Below are 18,974 nucleotides of genomic sequence, written 5' to 3' on the forward strand. Positions count from 1 at the left end.
TTTTGCCGCGTTTTGGCGCATGTGAAAACATCGAGGCAGAGCCCCTTCCTGTGGTTCCTGGGCCTGCGGCCGGACTGCAGGACCCCACCCCCGGCCCGCGCCGGGCCGGCAGAAGAACTGGTAGGAGCATGGACGGCATCTCAACGGCCCGGAGGGTCTTCCGGAGACTGGGATCGTTCTCTTTTGTCGGTACCGTCGCCTTCCTGGTGGACATCGGCCTGTTCAATCTCCTGGCTGCCACCGTCCTGGATGACAATCCCATCTCCGCCAAGATCGTCTCGGTAGTTGTCGCGACAACCATTTCCTGGCTGGGCAGCCGCTACCTGACTTTCCGCCGCACCCGGGGCCGGAGCGTGCGGGCGGAGACCGCCCTTTTCGCCTTGACGAACCTCATTGGCCTGGGCATTGCGACCGGCTGCCTCTTTGTCTCGCACTACGTCCTGGGCTTCACCAGCCAGTTCGCCGACAACATTTCAGGCAACGTCGTCGGCGTCCTGCTGGGCAACATCTTCCGGTACTTCGCCTACCGCTACATCGTGTTCACTGAGCCGAAGGGCAGCACCGGAAGTCCCGAACGCGAAGACGCGGAACTGCCGCGCTAGCCTCACATGACCGGCGGCTCCGGCGCTGCCGGCGGCTCGCCCGGAAAGGACGCGCCCGCCGGTGACGACGGCGCCTGGCCGGGCTCCGAACTCAATTCCGCCACCTCATAACGTGCCAGCCCGGCGGTCTCTCCGCCGTCGGCGACGAATTCGGCACCCGTGGAAAAGCTCGATTCATCACTGGCAAGGAACAGCACAAGGTTGGCGATCTCTTCCGGCTCACCCATGCGGTGCAGCGCCACATGTTCCTGCCCTCCTTCCAGTCCGTCTGTCATCGGCGTCCGCACCGCACCGGGGTGCACCGAGTTGACCCGGATTCCGTACGGGCCAAGATCTATCGCAACAGATTTGGTCAGCCCCCGGACCCCATACTTCGCGGCTGTGTATCCCGGCAGGTCCTTGTAGCCCTGGAGTCCGGCTGTGGAGGAGAGGTTGATGATGGACGCGCCAGCGGAGCGCTTCATGGGTTCCACCACGGCCTTGATGCCCAGGAAAACCCCGGTCAGGTTGATGCCGATAATCGAATTCCACTGCTCCAGCGTGTAGTCCTCGATGCTGCCGAAGTTCGCGATTCCGGCGTTGTTGACGAGTACGTCCACGCCGCCGAACTTATCTTCCGCTTCCCGGACAGCCGCCGCCCAATCGTCCGGACTGGTAACGTCCAGATGCACAAAAGCCGCAGCAGAGCCCAGGGATTCCGCCAGATCCCGGCCCTCGGCGTCGAGCACGTCTCCGACCACCACCTGCGCACCCTCACCGGCGAGCCTGCGGACCACCGCAGCTCCGATGCCCCGCGCGCCTCCGCTGACCAAAACCGTCTTGCCACTGACCCGTCCCATGGAACCTCCTCGTGGCCGCCGGAGCGCTGCGCTCCTGATCAACGGCCCATCTGCACATCCAACTACCCGGCGGCGCAGAAGTCACGGCCTGCGTTCCTAGAGGTGGCGAAGGTACCGCTCCGGTGAGGCAAGGAAGGACCGCCAGTTCCCCACCAGGTCCAGCTCCTCCCAGGCACGCCTGCGCAGGCCCCAAGACCCGAGCTCCAGAATTTCCGCCCCCGGCAGGGCAGCCAGGAGCGGCGAGTGGGTGGACATAATGACCTGGGACCTGCCGTCGGCCAGCAACCCCTTGAGTACTGAAAGAAGGCTGAGGCATCCGGAGAAGGACAGCGCGGATTCGGGCTCATCCAGCACCCACAGCCCGCGGCCCCGGAACCGGTCCGCAGCCAGCTGCAGGAAAGACTCCCCGTGGGACATATCGTGGAAGGGAATGTCCGGCAGGCCGCTCCTGGGATTCTCTTCCAGGTAGGTATAAAAACCGTGCATGGTTTCAGCCCGCAGGAAGTATCCGCGCCGTGCGGCCCCCGCATTCCTGACCAGCCGCAGGTGATCCGCCAGGACGGATTCCGTGGAGCGCGTTGTGTGGCGCGCCCCCGTCGAGCCGCCCTCCGCGGACAACCCGTAGGCGAGGGCCACCGCCTCGATGAGCGTTGACTTCCCCGATCCGTTTTCGCCGACGAGGATGGTGGCCGGACCCAGTTCAAGACCTTCGTTCAGGATCTGGGCGACCGGCGGCAGCACCGCAGGCCAGGAACCGCGCTCCAGCTCATGTGCGGGGTCTTCCTCGAGCCGGCGGACCGGATACCTGTGCAGGGCCATGCGCCTATTCTTGCAGCGGCGTCAATGGCGTACGGAGGCAGAAACACAGCAAAAAAGCTGCGCCCCGGCCTGTCGGGACGGAGCACAGCCTGGTGGAGATGGGGGGAATCGAACCCCCGTCCGATGCTGGAGTATCTGGGCTTCTCCGGGCGCATCCTGCTGCGGATTTTCTCGGCCCCGGCCATCTCGCAGGCGAGCGGCTGATCCGGGCCCATCCGTTCATTGAGTCCCGGACACCTGAACGGCAGCGGTGTCCGGCAGTGGCTTCCTTAACGACGCCAGGATCCGGAACGGAAGCGTTTCCGGTCTGACGGACTCACTCTGGCCTAGGCGGCGAGGGCGAAGTCAGTGCGCATAGGTTTGGCACTTATTTGTTTACAGGGGGCGTTTGCGAGATAACCCTGCATCCTCGGCCCGCTTCCCCAGATACGGCAAACATCGTCGACACCGATCATCCCCATATTTAGTTGCACCTCCATTAACCACCCTTTATGCCAAAACATTCCAGCCCGCTGCGCGAAGATGGTGGCATGCAGATCCTGGACCGCACGCTGGCGGACCTCACCGCGCAGGCCCGTGCCCTGGCTGCCGGCCCCCGGCGCATCCTGGGCATCACCGGCCCGCCGGGCGCGGGCAAGTCGACCCTGGCCGCCGCTCTGGCAGCCGCGCTGGGACCGGACCTCGCCGTCGTAGTTCCCATGGATGGTTTCCACCTGGCCAACCGGATGCTGCAAGCGTTGGGGGCGCGGAACCGGAAGGGTGCGCCGGAAACGTTCGACGACGCCGGATACGCGGCCCTGCTGGGCAGGCTCCGGGCGGCGGACGAACCGGTGGTCTACGCGCCGGAGTTCCGGCGCGAGCTGGAAGAACCGGTGGGATCTGCGCTGCCGGTGCGGCGGGACGTCCCGCTGGTCATCACCGAGGGCAACTACCTGCTGCTTCCGGACGGCGCCTGGCCGCAGGCGCGGGACCGGCTCGACGCCGTCTGGTACCTGGCGTTGGAGGACACCGAGCGCACCAGCCGGCTTGCCGCACGGCACGAACTCTTCGGCAAGGCACCGGCCGCGGCGCGGGCCTGGGCGCTGGGAAGTGATCAGGCCAACGCGGATCTGGTAGCAGCGCACGCGGCAAAGGCCGACGCCGTCATCCGCCTCCGCGCCTAGCGGAACCCCTGCCGGTTACCCAATATGTCTCCGGGCGGAACCCGACTTTTTGGATTCCCGCCCGCAGGGGAGTTGGGTTGTTCTCATGTCCGCGAACTTCCTCCGCCGGGTGCTGCAGCTGCTCGCCGGCCTCTTCTTCTATGGCTTCTCCATCGGCATGATGATCCGGGCCGGGCTCGGCGTCTCCCCGTGGGACGTGCTGGCGCAGGGCACCAGCCTGCAGACCGGCATCGCGTTCGGACTGGTTACCAACCTGATTGGGTTGGTGGTGCTGCTGCTGTGGATCCCGCTGCGGCAGAAGCCCGGCGTGGGGACCGTACTGAACGTGCTCCTGGTGGGACCCAGCGCTGAGGTAGGGCTGGCCGTGGTGGACGAGCCGGCCGAGCTGTGGGGACAGATCCTGCTGTTTGCCGGCGGGCTGGCCCTGCTGGCGGTCGCCACCGGGCTGTACATCGGCGCGCGGATGGGCCCCGGCCCGCGCGACGGGCTCATGACCGGCCTGCACGCCCGCTTCGGCTGGCCGATCTGGGCAGTCCGCACCGGCATCGAAGTCACGGTTCTTGCCATCGGCTGGGCCTTGGGCGGCGCCGTCGGCCTTGGCACCGTGGCCTTCGCGCTGCTGATCGGGCCAATGGTCAACCGCACCGTGCCGTTCTTCCATATTCCGGCCCGCGCCGCCGCCTGAGACCGCCCACCCTCCCGTCGAGAGGCCATTTACGGCTTTTTTGACGGCTGAGAAGAGCCGCAACTGGCCTCTCGGGGTGGGAACGAAGCGCTAGAGCGGGACGGCGACGGCGAGCGGCAGTGTCCCGCAGGGATGCAACGCGGCGAACCGCCCGGCATGCTCCGGTCCGCGCAGTTCCATCCGTGACGGGTCCGCAGCCTCGCGCCAGTCCCCCACCAGCAGCCGTCCGGCCGCAAGCTGGGGGTCTGCAGAGACCACTACCCTACCCACCCGGTTCACCAGCGACGCCTTGGGATGCACCCGGCGCAGGTCCGGAAGCAGGACTTCCTCCAGCGACTCGACGAATACGTCAGCACCCACCACGCCCACCACTTTTCCGCCCACGGTGAGCGGGGAGGTCAGGGTCACGGTGTATTCATCGGTGCAGATGAAATCCACATACGGGCCGGTTACGTGGCTCTCGCCGGTCTCCACGGGAACGGTGAACCACTCCCGCCGTGAATAGGCCTCCCCCATGGTCTCCACGGAGGAAAGCACCTGGACTTCCTTGCTCCTGCCCTGCCACCAGGCCATATGCCAGGGGGCGTCACCCAGGGCATTGTGCGCTGCCACGAAACCGCCTCCGGCCAGCGGATAGTCCGTGCGCTGCAGCAGGGCAACGGTCAGGGGCTCGACGACGGCGTCCACTTCCCGGCGCGAGGGCGCGGCCGCGGGGTCGCGAAAGAGAACCTCCAGCCGGGGTTTCCATTCCTGCAGGATTTCCAGCAGTTCCCGAAAGAACGTGCCAAGGTCCGCCGGCGCTGCTGCCGGGGACGGTCCTGCTGCGTCAATACGGGAAGTGCTCATGCTTTCCTCCTGGCGGGTGCGGGTGGTTTCTCTGCCGTAGTGAGGGCGGCGGAGGAGTGAAGGCGGGTGTGTTCATCGATCAGCCAGGCAACCGAGGCCTGGACATACTGCCGGACCAGGGACCGTGCGGCAGCTGCGTCGGCGCCGGCCACGGCCCCGCAGATCTCCCGGCACAGCTCCACCATCGCGGAGTTAAACCCGGGATCCGCGTGGGCCAGGCCCAGCAGTGAACCGTATTCCGTGTGCAGGCGCACGTATTCGCGGGTCAGCCGGGCGGACTGGCTGAGCGCGGCGAGTTCAAGGAGGAAATCGCCGACGGCTCGGTTGCTGCTGCCCTCGGGGGCGTCCAGCAGCTGGGCCAGCGCCTCCACGTCCCCGCGGTCCGCTGCGTCGGCCGCGAGCTCCGCGGCGGTGGCCGCGATTGCCGCGTAGTGGATGGCGAGGTCACGCAGCTCAACCCGGCTCATGCCGGTGAGGCGGCGGCGCACCAGCACCGATCTGTCTCCGGAAGGCAGCGTAATAAACGTGCCGCCTTCGCGTCCGCGTCGTGTTTCAACCAGTCCCCTGGACCGCAGGCCGGCCAGTGCTTCGCGGGCGGTAACCGTGGCCACGCCCATCGAGGCGGCGAGTTCCATTTCGGTTGGCAGCCGGTCACCGTCCGTGAGCGCACCGGCCGAAATCCCCTGGACTATGCGCTCTTCGACGCGGCTGGCCTTGCCGGCGTCGCCCAGCGGAGCGAAGACGGCGGTGAGGAGGCGTTTTTGCGGAGCGGAGTTCTGGGGCATGTTCACGATCTTTCCAGCTTGGCGGGCCGGACGGCGCCGGCGTGCCGGGCCGCGCATCCGTAACAAGAAATTTACTTGAAGTGACGTGAATTACATATAACATCTGGTTTCATAGCTTTACACGGCGCTTCGGCGCTTCCAGCTGAAGTGAAAGGATCCACCGTGCGAGCCAGCACTGCACTCTCCCCAGCCGCCGAGGACCAGGCGCTCTCCGGCACCGCGATCAGCCTCTCCTCCGTGACCAAGAGCTTTGGTGAGTTCACCGCCGTCAGGGACCTGGACCTGGACATCCGCTCCGGGGAATTCTTTTCCCTGCTGGGCCCCTCCGGGTCCGGCAAGACCACCGTGCTGCGCATGGTCGCCGGCTTCGAGCCTGTCACCAGCGGCACCATCAGCCTGCACGGCACCGATGTCACCGGGAAGGCACCGTTCGAACGGAACGTGAACACGGTCTTCCAGGACTACGCTCTCTTCCCCCACCTGACCGTGGCGCAGAACGTGGGCTACGGCCTGAAACTCCGCAAGACGCCGAAGGCCGAACGCGAGCGCCGGGTGGCCGAGGCTCTTGAAATGGTGCGCCTGCCGCAGGTGGCCGGACGGCTGCCCTCCCAGCTCTCCGGTGGCCAGCGCCAGCGCATCGCCCTGGCCCGCGCACTGATCCTGCGCCCGCAGGTCCTGCTGCTGGACGAACCGCTCGGCGCACTGGACAAGCAGCTGCGGGAACAAATGCAGATTGAGCTGAAGCAGATCCAGCGAGAAGTCGGCATCACCTTCATCTTCGTCACCCATGACCAGGAGGAGGCGCTGACGCTCTCGGACCGGGTTGCCGTCTTCAACAACGGCAACGTCGAGCAGGTAGGAACCCCGGAAGACCTCTACGAGCGCCCCGCCACCCGCTTCGTGGCTACCTTCCTCGGAAGCACCAACCTCGTGGAAGGAGAACTGGCCCGGCGGCTGACCGGCGCAGACGGGCTGGTCAGCATCCGCCCCGAGCGCATCCACCTGGCCGCGCCCGGAACCCCGGCGCCCGAGGGGTTCTCCGCCGTTCCCGCCACCATCGAGGAAATCGTCTACACCGGACCCACCACCCGCTACGTCGCGTCCACGCCTACCGGGGACCGGCTCATTGTCCAGGAGCAGAACGACTCCCGGGCCACCGCCGCCTCTCGCGGAGACGCCGTCGAGCTCCAGTGGCCCGCGCGCTTCAACTTCCACGTCTCCTGACACTTTTCTCCTCCCGGCCGGCGCTCCGCCGGCCCAGTTCCACCCGCACCGCACCCACTATGAAAGGTTCACCATGAAGATTCCCAAGGCCCTGCCGCTGGCAGCGCTCGCCTCGCTCTCGCTGGTCCTGGCCGGCTGCGGCGGGGATGCCTCTACCTCAGGCTCCGGCACCACCGGTATCCAGGTCCCGGACCTGCCCATGGCATCGGAAGTCGGCGAAAGCGAAGGCCAGGTCAACATCATTGCCTGGGCCGGCTTCGTGGAAGACGGCTCCACCAACCCCGACGCCGACTGGGTCAGCGCCTTCGAAGAAGAGACCAAATGCCAGGTGAACCGCAAGGTCGGCGCCACCTCGGACGAAATGGTCCAGCTGATGCGCAGCGGCGAGTACGACCTGGTGTCCGCCTCCGGCGATGCATCACTGCGCCTGATCGCCGGCGGCGACGTGGCTCCGATCAACACCGAGCTGATCCCCAACTTCGGCAACATCGTCGACGGGCTCAAGGGCCAGGTTTACGACACCCTCAACGGCAAGAGCTACGGCGTTCCGATTGGCCGCGGCGCCAACGTCCTGATGTACAACACGGACCACGTTGCCGAGGCCCCGGATTCCTGGGCTCCGGTGTGGGAAGAGGACACCGAGTACGCCGGCAAGACCATGGCCTACGACTCCCCGATCTACATCGCCGACGCCGCCGTGTACCTGATGGCCACCCAGCCGGACCTGGGCATTACCAACCCCTACGCGCTGGACGCGGACCAGCTGGCCGCCGCCGTCGAACTCCTGAAGACCCAGAACGGCCTGGTGGGCGAATACTGGAACGACGCACTGAAGGCCGTCAGCTCCATCTCTTCCGGCACCGCCCACATGGGCACCGGCTGGCAGGTCATCGTGAACCTGGCCCAGGGCGACGGCGGCAAGGTGGAATCCGTGCTGCCCAGGGAAGGTGCCACCGGCTGGTCCGACACCTGGATGATCGCCGCTGAGGCGAAGAACCCGAACTGCGCCTACAAGTGGATGGACTACGCCTCATCGGCCGAGGTCAACGCCCAGATTTCGCAGAACTTCGGCATGGCTCCGGCCAACGCCCTGGCCTGTGAAGGTTCCGAAGCCAACGCCGCCCACTGCGAGACCTTCCACGCCACGGACGAGGACTACTACAAGCAGGTCTGGATGTGGACCACTCCGGTTGAGCAGTGCGTCGACGGCCGCACGGACGTGACCTGCACCAACTACCAGGAATGGACCAAGGCCTGGACTGAGGTCAAGGGCTAGTTCCAGCGGCCCGTCCCGCAAGACCACCGGCGGGCGGCGGTTCGACGCCGCCCGCCCGCCGGTTTCCACCCAGCCGCTCCGGCGGCTTGTCAGTTCACCGGCCCGGCCCAAGAGGAGAATCGGCGGAATTCCGCCGGAAAGCGCCATGGCAGTAATTCACGAAACCCCGCCCGCGTCGGCACCGGCCCAGCCCCGGAACAGCCTGGGCGACCGCTTGTCCCGCATGCTCTACGCCCGGCCGAAGGCCCGTCTGACCGGCCTGCTCCTGCTGCCGCTGGGCTGGCTCGGCGTGCTCTACATCGGATCCCTGATCCTGCTGTTCATCACCGCATTCTGGCGTACGGACAGCTTCACCTCGAAGGTTATTCCGGCGTTCACGCTGGAGAACTTCATTGAAATCATCACCGTCCCCGCCTACCAGCAGACCGCCCTGCGGACCATCGGCATCGCGCTGGCCGTCACCGTCCTGTGCGCCGCCCTGGCCCTGCCGCTGGGGCTCTACATGGCGAAGGTGGCGTCCCCAAGAATGCGCGCGGCCCTGGCAATCGGCATCACTCTCCCGCTGTGGGCCGGCTACCTGGTGAAGGTCTTTTCCTGGCGCATCACCTTCTCCTCCGGCGGCCCGCTGGACTGGCTGCTGGCGCCGCTGGGCATGAACGGACCGGGCTACGGAACGGCTGCGCTGGTCGTGACGCTGGCGTACCTCTGGTTCCCCTACATGGCAGTGCCGGTCTACAACGCCTTCCGCCAGATCCCGGACAGCCTCTTCGACGCGTCCTCGGACCTGGGTGCAAAGCCCTGGTCCACGGTCTGGACCGTGGCGGTGCCGCTGCTGAAGCCGGCCTTCGTGGCCGGGTCCATCTTCACCTTCTCGCTGAGCCTGGGCGACTACATCGCGGCGCAGTTCGTCGGCGGCAAGACCCAGGTGATCGGCACCGTCATCGCCTCGAACATCAACCTCAACCCGCCGCTCGCCGCAGCCTTCGGCACCGTGCCGATTATCGTCGTCGTGCTTTACCTGTTCCTGGCCCGCAAGTCCGGCGCCCTGAAGCAACTGTAGGAGAGACCCATGAGGCTATCGGCTTCCGCCAAAATCACCCTCCGGGTCTTCGCCGGCCTGGTCATGGCTGCGATCTACCTGCCGCTGCTGCTGGTGATCGCCAATTCATTCAACGCCACCACCTCCGGTGCGTTCCCGATCCAGGAGTTCACCACCCGCTGGTGGGTTGCCGCCTGGCACAACGAAGGCGTCCGGGAAGCGCTGTGGACCTCGCTGAAGGTCGCGTCCGTTGCCACGGTGATCGCGCTGGTGCTGGGCAGCATGGTGGCGTTCGCGCTGTCCCGCTACGACTTCTTCGGCAAGAACACCATCAACCTGCTGGTAGTGCTGCCCATCGCCCTGCCCGGCATCGTCACCGGCGTCGCCCTCAACAACACGTTCAAGACCGTGCTGGAACCGCTGGGCATTGGGCTGGGACTCTTCTCGGTGATCGTTGGCCACGCGACATTCTGCATCGTGATGGTGTTCAACAACGTCCAGGCCCGGCTGGGCCGGATGAACCGCGGACTCGAGGAAGCGGCCATGGACATGGGCGCCAACGTGGTGAAGACGTTCTTCCATGTCACGTTCCCCGGCTTCCGTTCGGCGTTCGTTGCCGGCGGGCTGCTCGCCTTTGCGCTGAGCTTCGATGAAGTGGTGGTCACCACCTTCACCGCGCCGCCCGGCACCGAGACGCTGCCGATCTGGATCTTCAACAACATGGCCCGGCCCAACCAGGCACCGGTGGTCAATGTCATCGCCGCCGTGCTGATCGTGGCGTCGATGATCCCGGTCTACTTGTCCCAGCGCCTCACCGGGGATGACAAGAAGTGACCGCTAGCGGGTGGCGGCGCACTGCGGGAGCAGCTCCGCCATCCGCTCGTCACTCAGCCGGGAGAGGGCCGTGAGCAGCCGGGTGATCCGCTCGCGCTCAGGCCTGGTGAACCGGCTGGAGTCCAGGATGTCGCTGACCCACAGCCCGTCCATGGCCAGGCGGACGATGACGCCGATGATTCCGGCCGGATCCCGCGGACCCAGGTTCGCCGCATCCAGGCGGCGGTTCAGGTACAGCAGGGATTCGGCCAGATTGGGCCGGCTGATGGCTGTTTGCAGCAGCGCAGCCTGGTCCATGGAGCTGTTGGCACGGACGTCGGAGAAGGCCTTGATGTAGGCACGCTCCTGGGCTCCCACCGGATCCGGATCCGCATCGGCCAGGTCTCCCAGCCGGTGCACCAGCTGCACGATCATGTCCTCGACGTCCTGCTCGATCTCGGTAATGGACGCTCCAGCGGCGAACATTGCGCTCTCTTTTCTTTTTCCTAATGCTTGTGTCTTCCGGCAGGGAATCTGCCGGATGAACCGGCTAGTCTAGCCCCTTTCCGCGGGGATCTCAGCTTCTGTGAGCCAGGCATCAGGAGTATGGTTTTGGCCATGCCGATCGAGGTGCGGGCCGCCACGGATTTCGCGGACACTGCGGCTGTGCTGGGGCCCCGGCGTGCCGATTCCACCGTGTGCTGGTGCCTGAGCTACCGGCTGGCTTCCTCCCGCCTGAACCAGGAACTGCGCGGCCCGGCCCGCGGGGAATACGTCCGGAACCTGGTGCGGCAGGAGCCGCCGCCCGGCGTCCTGGCCTACGACGACGGAGAGCCGGCCGGGTGGGCGGCGATCCATCCGCGCGCGGACACCTCGTTTGCCAGGAGCCGGAAGATTCCGCACGTTGATGACCTGCCGGTGTGGTCCCTGTGGTGTGTGCGGGTCCGTCCCGGCCATCGCGGCAGGGGAATCTCGCATGCGCTGGTGGCGGGCGCCGTCGAGTTCGCCCGCGGGCACGGGGCACCCGCCGTCGAGGCTTATCCGGTGGATAACCAGGGCGCGAAAGTCGAACTGACCATGGCCTACGTTGGCACTCGCAGCGTTTTCGAAGCAGCCGGCTTCACGAAAGCTGCGGACACCGACTCCGTCCTTGGCGGTTTTCCGCGGGTACTGATGCGGCTGACACTCTAGCGGTGCAGGCTCCCGCGGACGGCAAAAGACCCCGCCGCGGGGAACCGGCGGGGCCTTGCCTGGAAAGGCCGGCAGGAAGTCCATGGGGGAACGGATACTTCCTGCCGGCCGGATTTGGGTGCCGTCTCTCAGCCCGGCGGCGGGGTTAGTCCGCGGAAACGATCCGCTTGTCCTGCACACGCAGCCGCTCGCCGAGGAATCCGCCAACAGCGGTGACCAGGGCAATGATGACCAGGATGAGCGCTCCTCCCCAGGACTGGTTGCCGGAGAACCCGAGCATGGCAGTGGCTAGCAGGGGCATGAAGCCGCTGGTGGCGCCGGCGATGTTGTACCCGAGGGCAACACCGGAGTAGCGCAGTTTCGGCGGGAACAGTTCTGTCAGCAGCGCGCCGTTGACGGCGTAGGCCACGGCAATCAGAACGATGCCGAGCGTGATGGCCAGCGTGATCATCAGGGTGGACTTGGTGTCCACCATCGCGAAGATCGGGAAGGCCGCGGCGGCGGTGAGGATGCCGCCCCACATGGTGACCTTGCCCGGGCCGATCTTCTCGGCCAGCCGGCCCATCGCAATAGTGACGAAAATCTGGGCGACGGCCGCGATCAGCGTGGCGTTGACCATGACCTGCCGGTCCACGCCGAGGGTGTTGGAACCGTAGCTGACAATGAAGGTGGTGATCATGTAGAAGCCGCCCACGCCCAGCAGCGCAGCCATCACGGCAACGGCCAGGCGGCCGCCGGCGTTGCGGAAGACGTCCAGGGCTGGAACCTTGGAGGTTTCCTCCTGTGCCAGGAGGTCCTTGAAGATGGGGGATTCCTCAACCTTGATGCGGATCCACAGGGCGATGAGCAGCAGCGGGAAGGCCATCAGGAACGGGATGCGCCAGCCCCAGGCGTCGAAGGTCTCCGACGGGAAGAGGAGCACCAGGGAAAAGGCTGCGGAGGAGAGCAGCGTACCTACCGGCGAACCGACCTGGACCAGGGCGGCGAACCGGCCGCGCTTCTCCACCGGTGCGTGCTCGATGGCCATGGTGACGGCACCGCCCCATTCACCGCCGACGGCCAGGCCCTGGACCAGCCGCAGGACGGCCAGGAGGATCGGTGCTGCGAGGCCAATGGAACCGAAGTCCGGCAGCAGGCCGATCAGCCCGGTGGCGATGCCGATCATGACGATGGTGGCCAGCAGTGCCGGCCGGCGGCCGAACTTGTCACCGATGTAGCCGAAGAGGACGGCGCCGATGGGGCGGGCAGCGAAGCCGACGCCGAAAGTGGCGAAGGAGGCCAGCAGCGCCGCTGTGGGGTCCATGGTGGTGAAGAACAGGCGGTTGAAGACCAGCGCTGCCGCTGTGCCGAAGAGGTAGTAGTCGTACCATTCCAGAGCGGTTCCGACGAAGGAGGCGCGGGCAATGGTGCCCGCGTCCTTTCCGGAGATGGTCACGGGCGCGCCGCGTTCCCCTGATCGAGTGGTGTTAGTCACGAGTGATGTTGCCTTTCGAGCTGGCCGCGTCGCTGAAGTGGGGGGCATGCGGGCCGGAGTGGGAGGTATCTCACTGAGCGTAGTCAGGCGGCAATTGACCAAACAATGACAAATTTCACCCACCTTTTACGCGGAAATTGGGCATTTATACAGTGCGTGGGTATTCCGGGAGGGTGCTGAGGGCTATGAGCGCCCAGGCGGCTTCCCCCGGGACAGCCAGGTCCAGCCCAATGACCTGCTGCAGCGAATGCAGCCGGTTGACCACCGTGTTGCGGTGGCAGTAGAGCTCTTCGGCTGTTTCCTTGATTGAACCGGTGCGGGCGTAGCTTTCAGCCACCTGGAGCAGCCTGGCCCGCTCGTGGTCCGTGCACCTGCGCAGTGCCTCCTGGACGCCGGAGCAGAAACCCGGCAGCGTCTGTTCCAGCAGTTCGGCCGCGATCCGCTGCCAGGCTTCCTGGACGGTCTGCAGGCCCGGACCGCCGCTCCGTGCCAGCACCAGGGCCGATGATGCGGCGGCAGGTACTGCCGCCAGTCCCGAAATGTCCGGCACGTAGCCTGCGGCGAATCCAGGCGGCTCCTGCTGCCAGGAGCCGGCACGGCGCTGCCGGAAGATGTACAGGACCCCCGCCCGTTCATAGGAATGCAGCCTCCGGTCATGGAGGAACGTGCGCTGCGCCTCGGCCACGGCCTCTCCGATCACGGCCAGGACCTCAAATGAATCCGCCGCCTTGACCCCGAGCCCCGCCGCAATATCCTCGAGGTCCTGCGGTGTTTTCGGTTCTCCGCCGAACAGCCGGGAGAGCAGGCGCTGGCGGTAGAGCTGCTTGTCCCGGGCCAGGAGCGCTTCTGCCTCCACGAAGGACTGCTGGATGCTCGACACGTAGCCTTCCACCACGTCCATCACCCGGTCCATGTTGGACACCAGGACGTTGACGCCGTCCCCGTGCGCGACTCGCTCCAGGCCCTTCCACAAGACGCGGAAATCATTCCGTACGGCTTCCAGGAAGGACTGCAGGGGCACACCCTGGGACGCGCGGCGGGTGGCTACCTCGCGCGGCAGGTTACGCAGGTCCGGCGGAAGCTCCAGCCCCGCCATCTGGTACAGGAACATGTCCATGGTGTCCACGGCCGTCTGGTAGACGTCCTCCACGGGTACCTGCGCATCGTCATAGGACACGGCTTCGAACCTGGAAAGGAAGTCGGTAACCAGCGAATCGCGCTGGGTCCACAGCCGCCGGATCAGGTCTTCCCACTGGTGCCCGGCGGGAGCTTCGAGCGGGAAGGCCCGGGGCGAGGGAACCAGGGCCGGGAGGGGGATTTCGGTCATCCTGCCACTTTATGGATATGCATAATTTATCCGCCAACTATGGCGGCTTATGTCCATTGAGCGAGACATTTAGCCATAGTTGAATGGGAATAACACCCAGCAGGCTGTGCGTTTCCATGCGTCGCCGTGGGGACGGAACAACGGCTAGGAACCCATGCTTGCAGACCTGTTGATTACCAACGCCCAGGTGCTCACCCAGGACCCGGCACATCCGCGTGCCGGCACCCTGGCCATCCTTGGCGGCCGGATCCTGGCCGTGGACCCGGGCATCGAGCTCCCCGCCCGCGCGGTGTTCGACGCCGAAGGGCTGACCGTGGTGCCCGGCTTCAACGATGTGCACAGCCACAGCGTGTGGTTCGGGCTCGGGCTGATGGAAACCGCACTGGGGGATGCCCGCTCGCTGGACGACGTCTATTCGGCGATATCCGCTGCCGCAGACCAGCTGGCGCCCGATGACTGGGTCGTCGCCTCGGGCTTCAGTCCCCTCCTGCTCGGCGGCGCCCAGCCGGACCGGGACCGGCTGGACGAGGCTTCGGGCGGCCGGCCGGTGTGGATCAAGCACTCCTCCGGCCACGCCTGCACCCTTAACGGCACTGCCCTGGACCTGGTGGCCCGGACGCAGGACCTGGCAGCGGAGATTGACGGCGGCGTCGTTGTCCGCGGCGAAGACGGCCGGCCCACCGGCCTCCTAGAGGAAAACGCCATGCGGCTGGTCCAGGAGCTCATGCTGCCGTATCCGCTGGAGACCATCGAAAAGGCCCTGGAACTGGCCACGGCGCACTACCTCACCGAAGGCATCACCAGTGTCACCGACGCCGGAATCGCCGGCGGCTGGATCGGCCACTCCCCCCGCGAGTTCGGCGCCTACCTGTCCGCCCGGGACAAGGGACTGCTCTCGGTACGGATGCAGCCCATGCTGGTGCTTGATGCCCTTCGTCCGCTTTCCGGACACACGGACGACGGCGGCGGGCTGGGACTGGATGCGGGCATCCGCTCCGGACTCGGCGATGAGTGGCTGCGGATCGGTCCGGTGAAGATCTTCAGCGACGGATCACTGCTGGGCAGCACGGCATACATGTCCGAGGACTACGTGGGCTGCACGCACAACCACGGCTACCTGCAGATGGACGCCGGGGAGCTCCGCGAGTCGGCCCTCGCCGCCTATCGCGCAGGGTGGCCGATTGCCATGCACGCCATTGGCGACGCGGCCGTGGAGCACGCCATCAGCATCATCATTGAGGCCCAGGAAACGTACGGTCCCAACTGCTTCCCCAACCGCATCGAGCACGGCGGCGTGGTCCGCCCGGAACAGCTGGACCGGATTGCGGAGGCGGGAATCGTCCTGGTTCCGCAGCCCCACTTCATCACCGAATTCGGCGACGGCATGGCGGAACTCCTTGGTCCTGCCCGCACGGAGCTTTCCTACCCGGCGGCCGGGCTGCTGCGCCGCGGCGCCGTCCTGCCGGGCAGTTCCGACCGTCCGGTTTCCAACGGGCGGCCGCTGGATGTCATGCAGTCCTTCGTGGAACGGCTGACCCCTTCGGGCATGGCCTACGGGCCTGCGGAACGGATCACCGCTGAACAGGCGCTGGCGGCGTATACCACCGGCTCCGCCGCAGCCACCGGTACGTCCGGAGAGAAGGGAAGCCTCTCCCCCGGCCTGCTCGCGGACCTGGTTTTCCTCGACCAGGATCCCACAACGGTTGATCCCTCCCGGATCGGCGCCACCCAGGTCCTGGGCACCATGGTGGGCGGCGAACTCCGCTATTCACATCCCAATCTCCCCTCCTTCCCCAACGCAGCAAAGGACGTCCGATGAGCACCAGCAACTCCAGTTTCCTGGCGGATTTCGCCGTCATGTCCAGCTTCGGCGCAACGGCAGGAGGCGGCGTCGACCGCCAAGCCGGAACACCCGAGGACCACGCCGTCCGCGCCTGGTTCAGCATCTGGCTCGCCGAACACGGTCTCACCGAAGCCGTTGACCCGGCGGGCAACCAGTTTGGGCTGGCGGAAATCGTGCCCGGAGCACCGTGGGTCCTGCTCGGCTCGCACCTTGATTCGCAGCCGCTGGCCGGACGGTACGACGGCGCTTACGGGGTGCTGGCCGCCGCCCACGCAGTGGTTCGGGCAGCAGCCGCCGCGGAAGCAGGCGAGCTGGTACCGGTCTTCAACCTGGCAGTGGTGAACTGGTTCAACGAGGAAGGCAGCCGCTTCACCCCCAGCATGATGGGCAGCGGCGTTTTCACGGGAAAGCTGTCCCTGGAAACAGCCCGTGCCACCTCGGACCTGGCCGGCACCACCGTGGCCCAGGCACTGGGCAACCCGTCCGCGCCGGGGACTGCCCCGGCTTTGGACTCCGTTGCCCGGTACGCGGAAATCCACATTGAACAGGGCCGCATCCTCGAGGAGACCGGCACCCAGGTAGGCATCGTGGATAAGACCTGGGCCGCCGCGAAGTATCAGGTCACGGTGGACGGGGACCAGTCCCACACCGGGTCCACGCGGATGGTTGACCGCCGGGACGCCCTGTACGGAGCGTCGCTGGTCATCGCCGCGGCCCGGGACCTCACCGAAGAGTTCGAGCCGGGCCTGCTGCACAGTTCCGTGTCCCAGCTGCAGGTCCTGCCCAACTCTCCGGTGACGATCGCCCGCCAGGTGGTCATGAACCTGGACCTGCGTTCACCGGACGAATCCGTCCTCGCCCGCGCCATGGACCTGCTGGACAAGCGCATTGCCGACGCCGAGTCCCGGTCCCGGACCGGGGTCTCCCTGGCACTGACCCATCAGTGGGGGCTGAACCCCTACCAGCCGTCCGGCGTCCGGCTGGGCCATGCCGCGGCAGATGCGCTGGGCTTCAGCCACCGGGACATCATGACCGTGGCGGGGCATGACTCCACCAACCTCAAGGACCACGTACCCACCGTGATGCTGTTTGTGCCCAGCGTTGAAGGCATCTCACACAACGAAGCCGAGTTCACCCGCGATGAGGACGCCGTGCGCGGCGTCGAGCTCCTCACGGAGGTGGCGCAACGCCTGGTCCGCGGAGATTCGGTGGAAGACTAGCCCGGCGCGGGTCCGGGCTCCCTTCTGGGTCCCCGGGCCCGGCGCGTAGACTCGCAGGCACCGCCAGCGAGAGGAAACCCGGCCATGACCGATCCGCACCAGCCCGCGTGGTGGACCAGCGCCGTCGTCTACCAGATCTATCCGCGCAGCTTCGCGGACGGCAACGGGGACGGGATCGGGGACCTGCGCGGCATCCTTGCGCATCTGGATTATCTGCAGGACCTGGGCGTGGACGTCATCTGGCTGTCCCCGGTCCATGAATCGCCGCAGCGGGACAACGGCTACGACATTTCCAACTACCGCCGCATCGACCGGCTGTTCGGCACCGAAGAGGACTTCGACGAACTGCTGGGGCAGCTCCATGTACGCGGCATGAAGCTGGTCATGGACTTGGTGGTAAACCACACCTCGAGCGAACATCCGGCGTTTCAGAAAGCCCGCACATCACGGGACAATAAGTACCGGGACTACTTCTGGTGGCGGGACGCGCGTCCGGGCTTCGAACCGGGGGAACCCGGCGCCGAACCTAACAACTGGGGCTCGCACTTTGGCGGACCAGCCTGGACGTACGAGCCGGAAACAGGGCAGTACTACCTGCATCTGTTCACCCCGCACCAGCCGGACCTGAACTGGGAAAACCCCGCCGTCCGGCACAAGGTGTACGAGATGATGCGCTGGTGGCTGGACCGCGGGGTGGACGGGTTCCGGATGGACGTCATCAACTTCATCTCCAAGGACCCGGCGCTTCCGGACGGACTGGTGGGGCCGGGCAGTATCTGGGGCGACGGTTCCCCGCATTTCACCAACGGGCCGCGCATCCATGAGTTCCTGGCGGAGATGCGCCGCGAGGTGTTCGAAGGGCGCGACGGCGGCTTCCTCACGGTGGGTGAAACGCCCGGGGCCACGGTGGAGCAGGCACTGCTCTACACCGACCCGTACCGGGCGGAGCTGGACATGGTCTTTCAGTTCGAACATGTCAGCCTGGACCAGATTGGTGGACGCAAATGGGATTACCGGCCGTTGAGCCTGCCGGACCTGAAGACCTCCTGGAACCGCTGGCAGCGCGGGCTCGCGGACCGCGGCTGGAACAGCCTGTACCTGAGCAACCATGACCAGCCGAGGCATCTGTCCCGGTTCGGGGACGACGCCGGGTTCCGGTACGAATCGGCCACGCTTTGGGCAACCCTGCTGCACCTGCAGCGCGGCACGCCGTACGTCTACCAGGGCGAGGAGATCGGCATGACCAACGCCGGCTTCACCACGGTTGAACAGTACCGGGATGTTGAATCCCTGAACTTCTACTCAGAATCCACGGCCCAGGGAACGCCCCCGGAGGAAGCCCTGGAGGCTCTGCGGGCCATGAGCCGGGACAACCCGCGCACCCCGATGCAGTGGACGGACGGGCCGAACGCCGGTTTCACCGAGGGACAGCCTTGGATCGACGTCAACCCGAACCACCGGCGCATCAACACCGAGGCGGACCGTTCAGCGGAAAAGTCGGTCTTCCGGTATTACCAGGACCTCATCCGGCTGCGGCACACCCAGGATGTGGTGGTCCTGGGCGACTTCCATCTGGAGGCCCCTGAACACCCGCGCCTGTTCGCCTACCGCCGCCGCCTCGATGACACCTCCTGGCTGGTCCTTGCCAACGTGTCCGGGGAAGTCCTGGAGGTCCCCCCGGGGCTTGCCCCGGACGGGCCGCTGCTCCTGGGCAACTACGCCGAGCTGGGGGACTCCGCAGAACTGCGCCCGTGGGAGGTGCGGGTCCTGGACGCTTCTGCAACGCAGAGCTGGTCTGGCTAGGCTCGAACGACAGCCAGAGTGAAAG

Annotated in this window: 18 protein-coding genes and 1 other RNA gene; 11 read left to right on the forward strand and 8 right to left on the reverse strand. The window is 66.3% G+C overall.

The features are described from left to right. Positions 1-128: 128 nt before the first annotated feature. On the forward strand, positions 129-602 hold the full coding sequence (locus ITX31_RS09225; RefSeq protein WP_194783096.1) for a GtrA family protein: 474 nt from the start codon (positions 129-131) through the stop codon (positions 600-602). 2 nt (positions 603-604) lie between these two features. Here the strand turns inward: ITX31_RS09225 and ITX31_RS09230 are convergent, their stop codons facing one another. The 3 genes from ITX31_RS09230 to ssrA all read right to left on the reverse strand — a co-directional run bounded on the left by ITX31_RS09230 (position 605) and on the right by ssrA (position 2,719). Beyond that, on the reverse strand, positions 605-1,441 hold the full coding sequence (locus tag ITX31_RS09230; protein WP_194783097.1) for an SDR family oxidoreductase: 837 nt from the start codon (positions 1,439-1,441) through the stop codon (positions 605-607). Between the two features lie 96 nt (positions 1,442-1,537). Then, positions 1,538-2,260 carry an AAA family ATPase gene (locus tag ITX31_RS09235; protein WP_194783098.1) on the reverse strand — a complete coding sequence of 241 codons (723 nt, stop codon included), beginning with the start codon at positions 2,258-2,260 and terminating at the stop codon, positions 1,538-1,540. A 90-nt stretch (positions 2,261-2,350) separates the two neighbouring features. Beyond that, positions 2,351-2,719, reverse strand: a transfer-messenger RNA (tmRNA) gene (ssrA, locus tag ITX31_RS09240). 32 nt (positions 2,720-2,751) lie between these two features. Here ssrA and ITX31_RS09245 point away from each other — a divergent pair. After that, a complete protein-coding gene (locus tag ITX31_RS09245) occupies positions 2,752-3,423 on the forward strand; it encodes a nucleoside/nucleotide kinase family protein (protein WP_228529118.1) in 672 nt (223 codons plus the stop codon). Positions 3,424-3,508: 85 nt separating this feature from the next. Continuing rightward, positions 3,509-4,108 (forward strand): YczE/YyaS/YitT family protein, encoded by a 600-nt coding sequence (locus tag ITX31_RS09250; protein ID WP_194783099.1) that lies wholly within the window; start codon positions 3,509-3,511, stop codon positions 4,106-4,108. 90 nt (positions 4,109-4,198) lie between these two features. On the opposite strand, the gene ITX31_RS09255 is transcribed toward ITX31_RS09250, so the two are convergent. Together ITX31_RS09255 and ITX31_RS09260 are read right to left on the reverse strand one after the other, a co-directional pair. After that, positions 4,199-4,954, reverse strand: coding sequence for a hypothetical protein (locus ITX31_RS09255; protein ID WP_194783100.1), 756 nt, complete (start codon positions 4,952-4,954; stop codon positions 4,199-4,201). Continuing rightward, a complete protein-coding gene (locus ITX31_RS09260; RefSeq protein WP_194783101.1) occupies positions 4,951-5,739 on the reverse strand; it encodes a GntR family transcriptional regulator in 789 nt (262 codons plus the stop codon). Before ITX31_RS09260 ends, ITX31_RS09255 begins: the two co-directional genes overlap by 4 nt. Positions 5,740-5,901: 162 nt before the next feature. Here ITX31_RS09260 and ITX31_RS09265 point away from each other — a divergent pair, with 162 nt between their 5' ends. The 4 genes from ITX31_RS09265 (at position 5,902) to ITX31_RS09280 (ending at position 10,112) form a co-directional block, all read left to right on the forward strand. Continuing rightward, positions 5,902-6,963: an ABC transporter ATP-binding protein gene (locus tag ITX31_RS09265; protein WP_194783102.1), complete on the forward strand. Its 1,062-nt coding sequence runs from the start codon at positions 5,902-5,904 to the stop codon at positions 6,961-6,963. A gap of 73 nt (positions 6,964-7,036) precedes the next feature. Beyond that, entirely contained in the window at positions 7,037-8,239 is a 1,203-nt protein-coding gene (locus tag ITX31_RS09270) for an extracellular solute-binding protein (RefSeq protein ID WP_194783103.1), read from the forward strand. Between the two features lie 145 nt (positions 8,240-8,384). Next, positions 8,385-9,299: an ABC transporter permease gene (locus tag ITX31_RS09275; protein ID WP_194783104.1), complete on the forward strand. Its 915-nt coding sequence runs from the start codon at positions 8,385-8,387 to the stop codon at positions 9,297-9,299. A gap of 9 nt (positions 9,300-9,308) precedes the next feature. Beyond that, complete coding sequence (locus tag ITX31_RS09280; protein ID WP_194783105.1) at positions 9,309-10,112, forward strand: ABC transporter permease; 804 nt, start codon at positions 9,309-9,311, stop codon at positions 10,110-10,112. Between the two features lie 3 nt (positions 10,113-10,115). On the opposite strand, the gene ITX31_RS09285 is transcribed toward ITX31_RS09280, so the two are convergent. Continuing rightward, on the reverse strand, positions 10,116-10,577 hold the full coding sequence (locus ITX31_RS09285; protein ID WP_194783106.1) for a TetR family transcriptional regulator: 462 nt from the start codon (positions 10,575-10,577) through the stop codon (positions 10,116-10,118). Between the two features lie 132 nt (positions 10,578-10,709). Here ITX31_RS09285 and ITX31_RS09290 point away from each other — a divergent pair, with 132 nt between their 5' ends. Beyond that, complete coding sequence (locus ITX31_RS09290; RefSeq protein WP_194783107.1) at positions 10,710-11,282, forward strand: GNAT family N-acetyltransferase; 573 nt, start codon at positions 10,710-10,712, stop codon at positions 11,280-11,282. 145 nt (positions 11,283-11,427) lie between these two features. Here the strand turns inward: ITX31_RS09290 and ITX31_RS09295 are convergent, their stop codons facing one another. Next, a complete protein-coding gene (locus tag ITX31_RS09295) occupies positions 11,428-12,756 on the reverse strand; it encodes an MFS transporter (protein WP_323745628.1) in 1,329 nt (442 codons plus the stop codon). A gap of 145 nt (positions 12,757-12,901) precedes the next feature. Beyond that, entirely contained in the window at positions 12,902-14,083 is a 1,182-nt protein-coding gene (locus ITX31_RS09300; protein ID WP_194783109.1) for a helix-turn-helix domain-containing protein, read from the reverse strand. A gap of 154 nt (positions 14,084-14,237) precedes the next feature. Between ITX31_RS09300 and ITX31_RS09305 the strand changes: the two genes are divergently transcribed. The 3 genes from ITX31_RS09305 to ITX31_RS09315 all read left to right on the forward strand — a co-directional run bounded on the left by ITX31_RS09305 (position 14,238) and on the right by ITX31_RS09315 (position 18,949). Beyond that, the gene (locus tag ITX31_RS09305; RefSeq protein ID WP_194783110.1) at positions 14,238-15,902 is read left to right on the forward strand and encodes an amidohydrolase; all 1,665 of its coding nucleotides are present in this window, start codon (positions 14,238-14,240) and stop codon (positions 15,900-15,902) included. Further along, positions 15,899-17,146 (forward strand): M20 family metallo-hydrolase, encoded by a 1,248-nt coding sequence (locus ITX31_RS09310; RefSeq protein WP_194783111.1) that lies wholly within the window; start codon positions 15,899-15,901, stop codon positions 17,144-17,146. The genes ITX31_RS09305 and ITX31_RS09310 overlap by 4 nt, the downstream gene beginning before the upstream one ends. A gap of 84 nt (positions 17,147-17,230) precedes the next feature. Next, positions 17,231-18,949 carry an alpha-glucosidase gene (locus ITX31_RS09315; RefSeq protein WP_194783112.1) on the forward strand — a complete coding sequence of 573 codons (1,719 nt, stop codon included), beginning with the start codon at positions 17,231-17,233 and terminating at the stop codon, positions 18,947-18,949. Positions 18,950-18,974: the final 25 nt, after the last annotated feature.

Source organism: Arthrobacter gandavensis (assembly GCF_015355785.1).
Lineage (GTDB): Bacteria > Actinomycetota > Actinomycetes > Actinomycetales > Micrococcaceae > Arthrobacter_B > Arthrobacter_B gandavensis_A.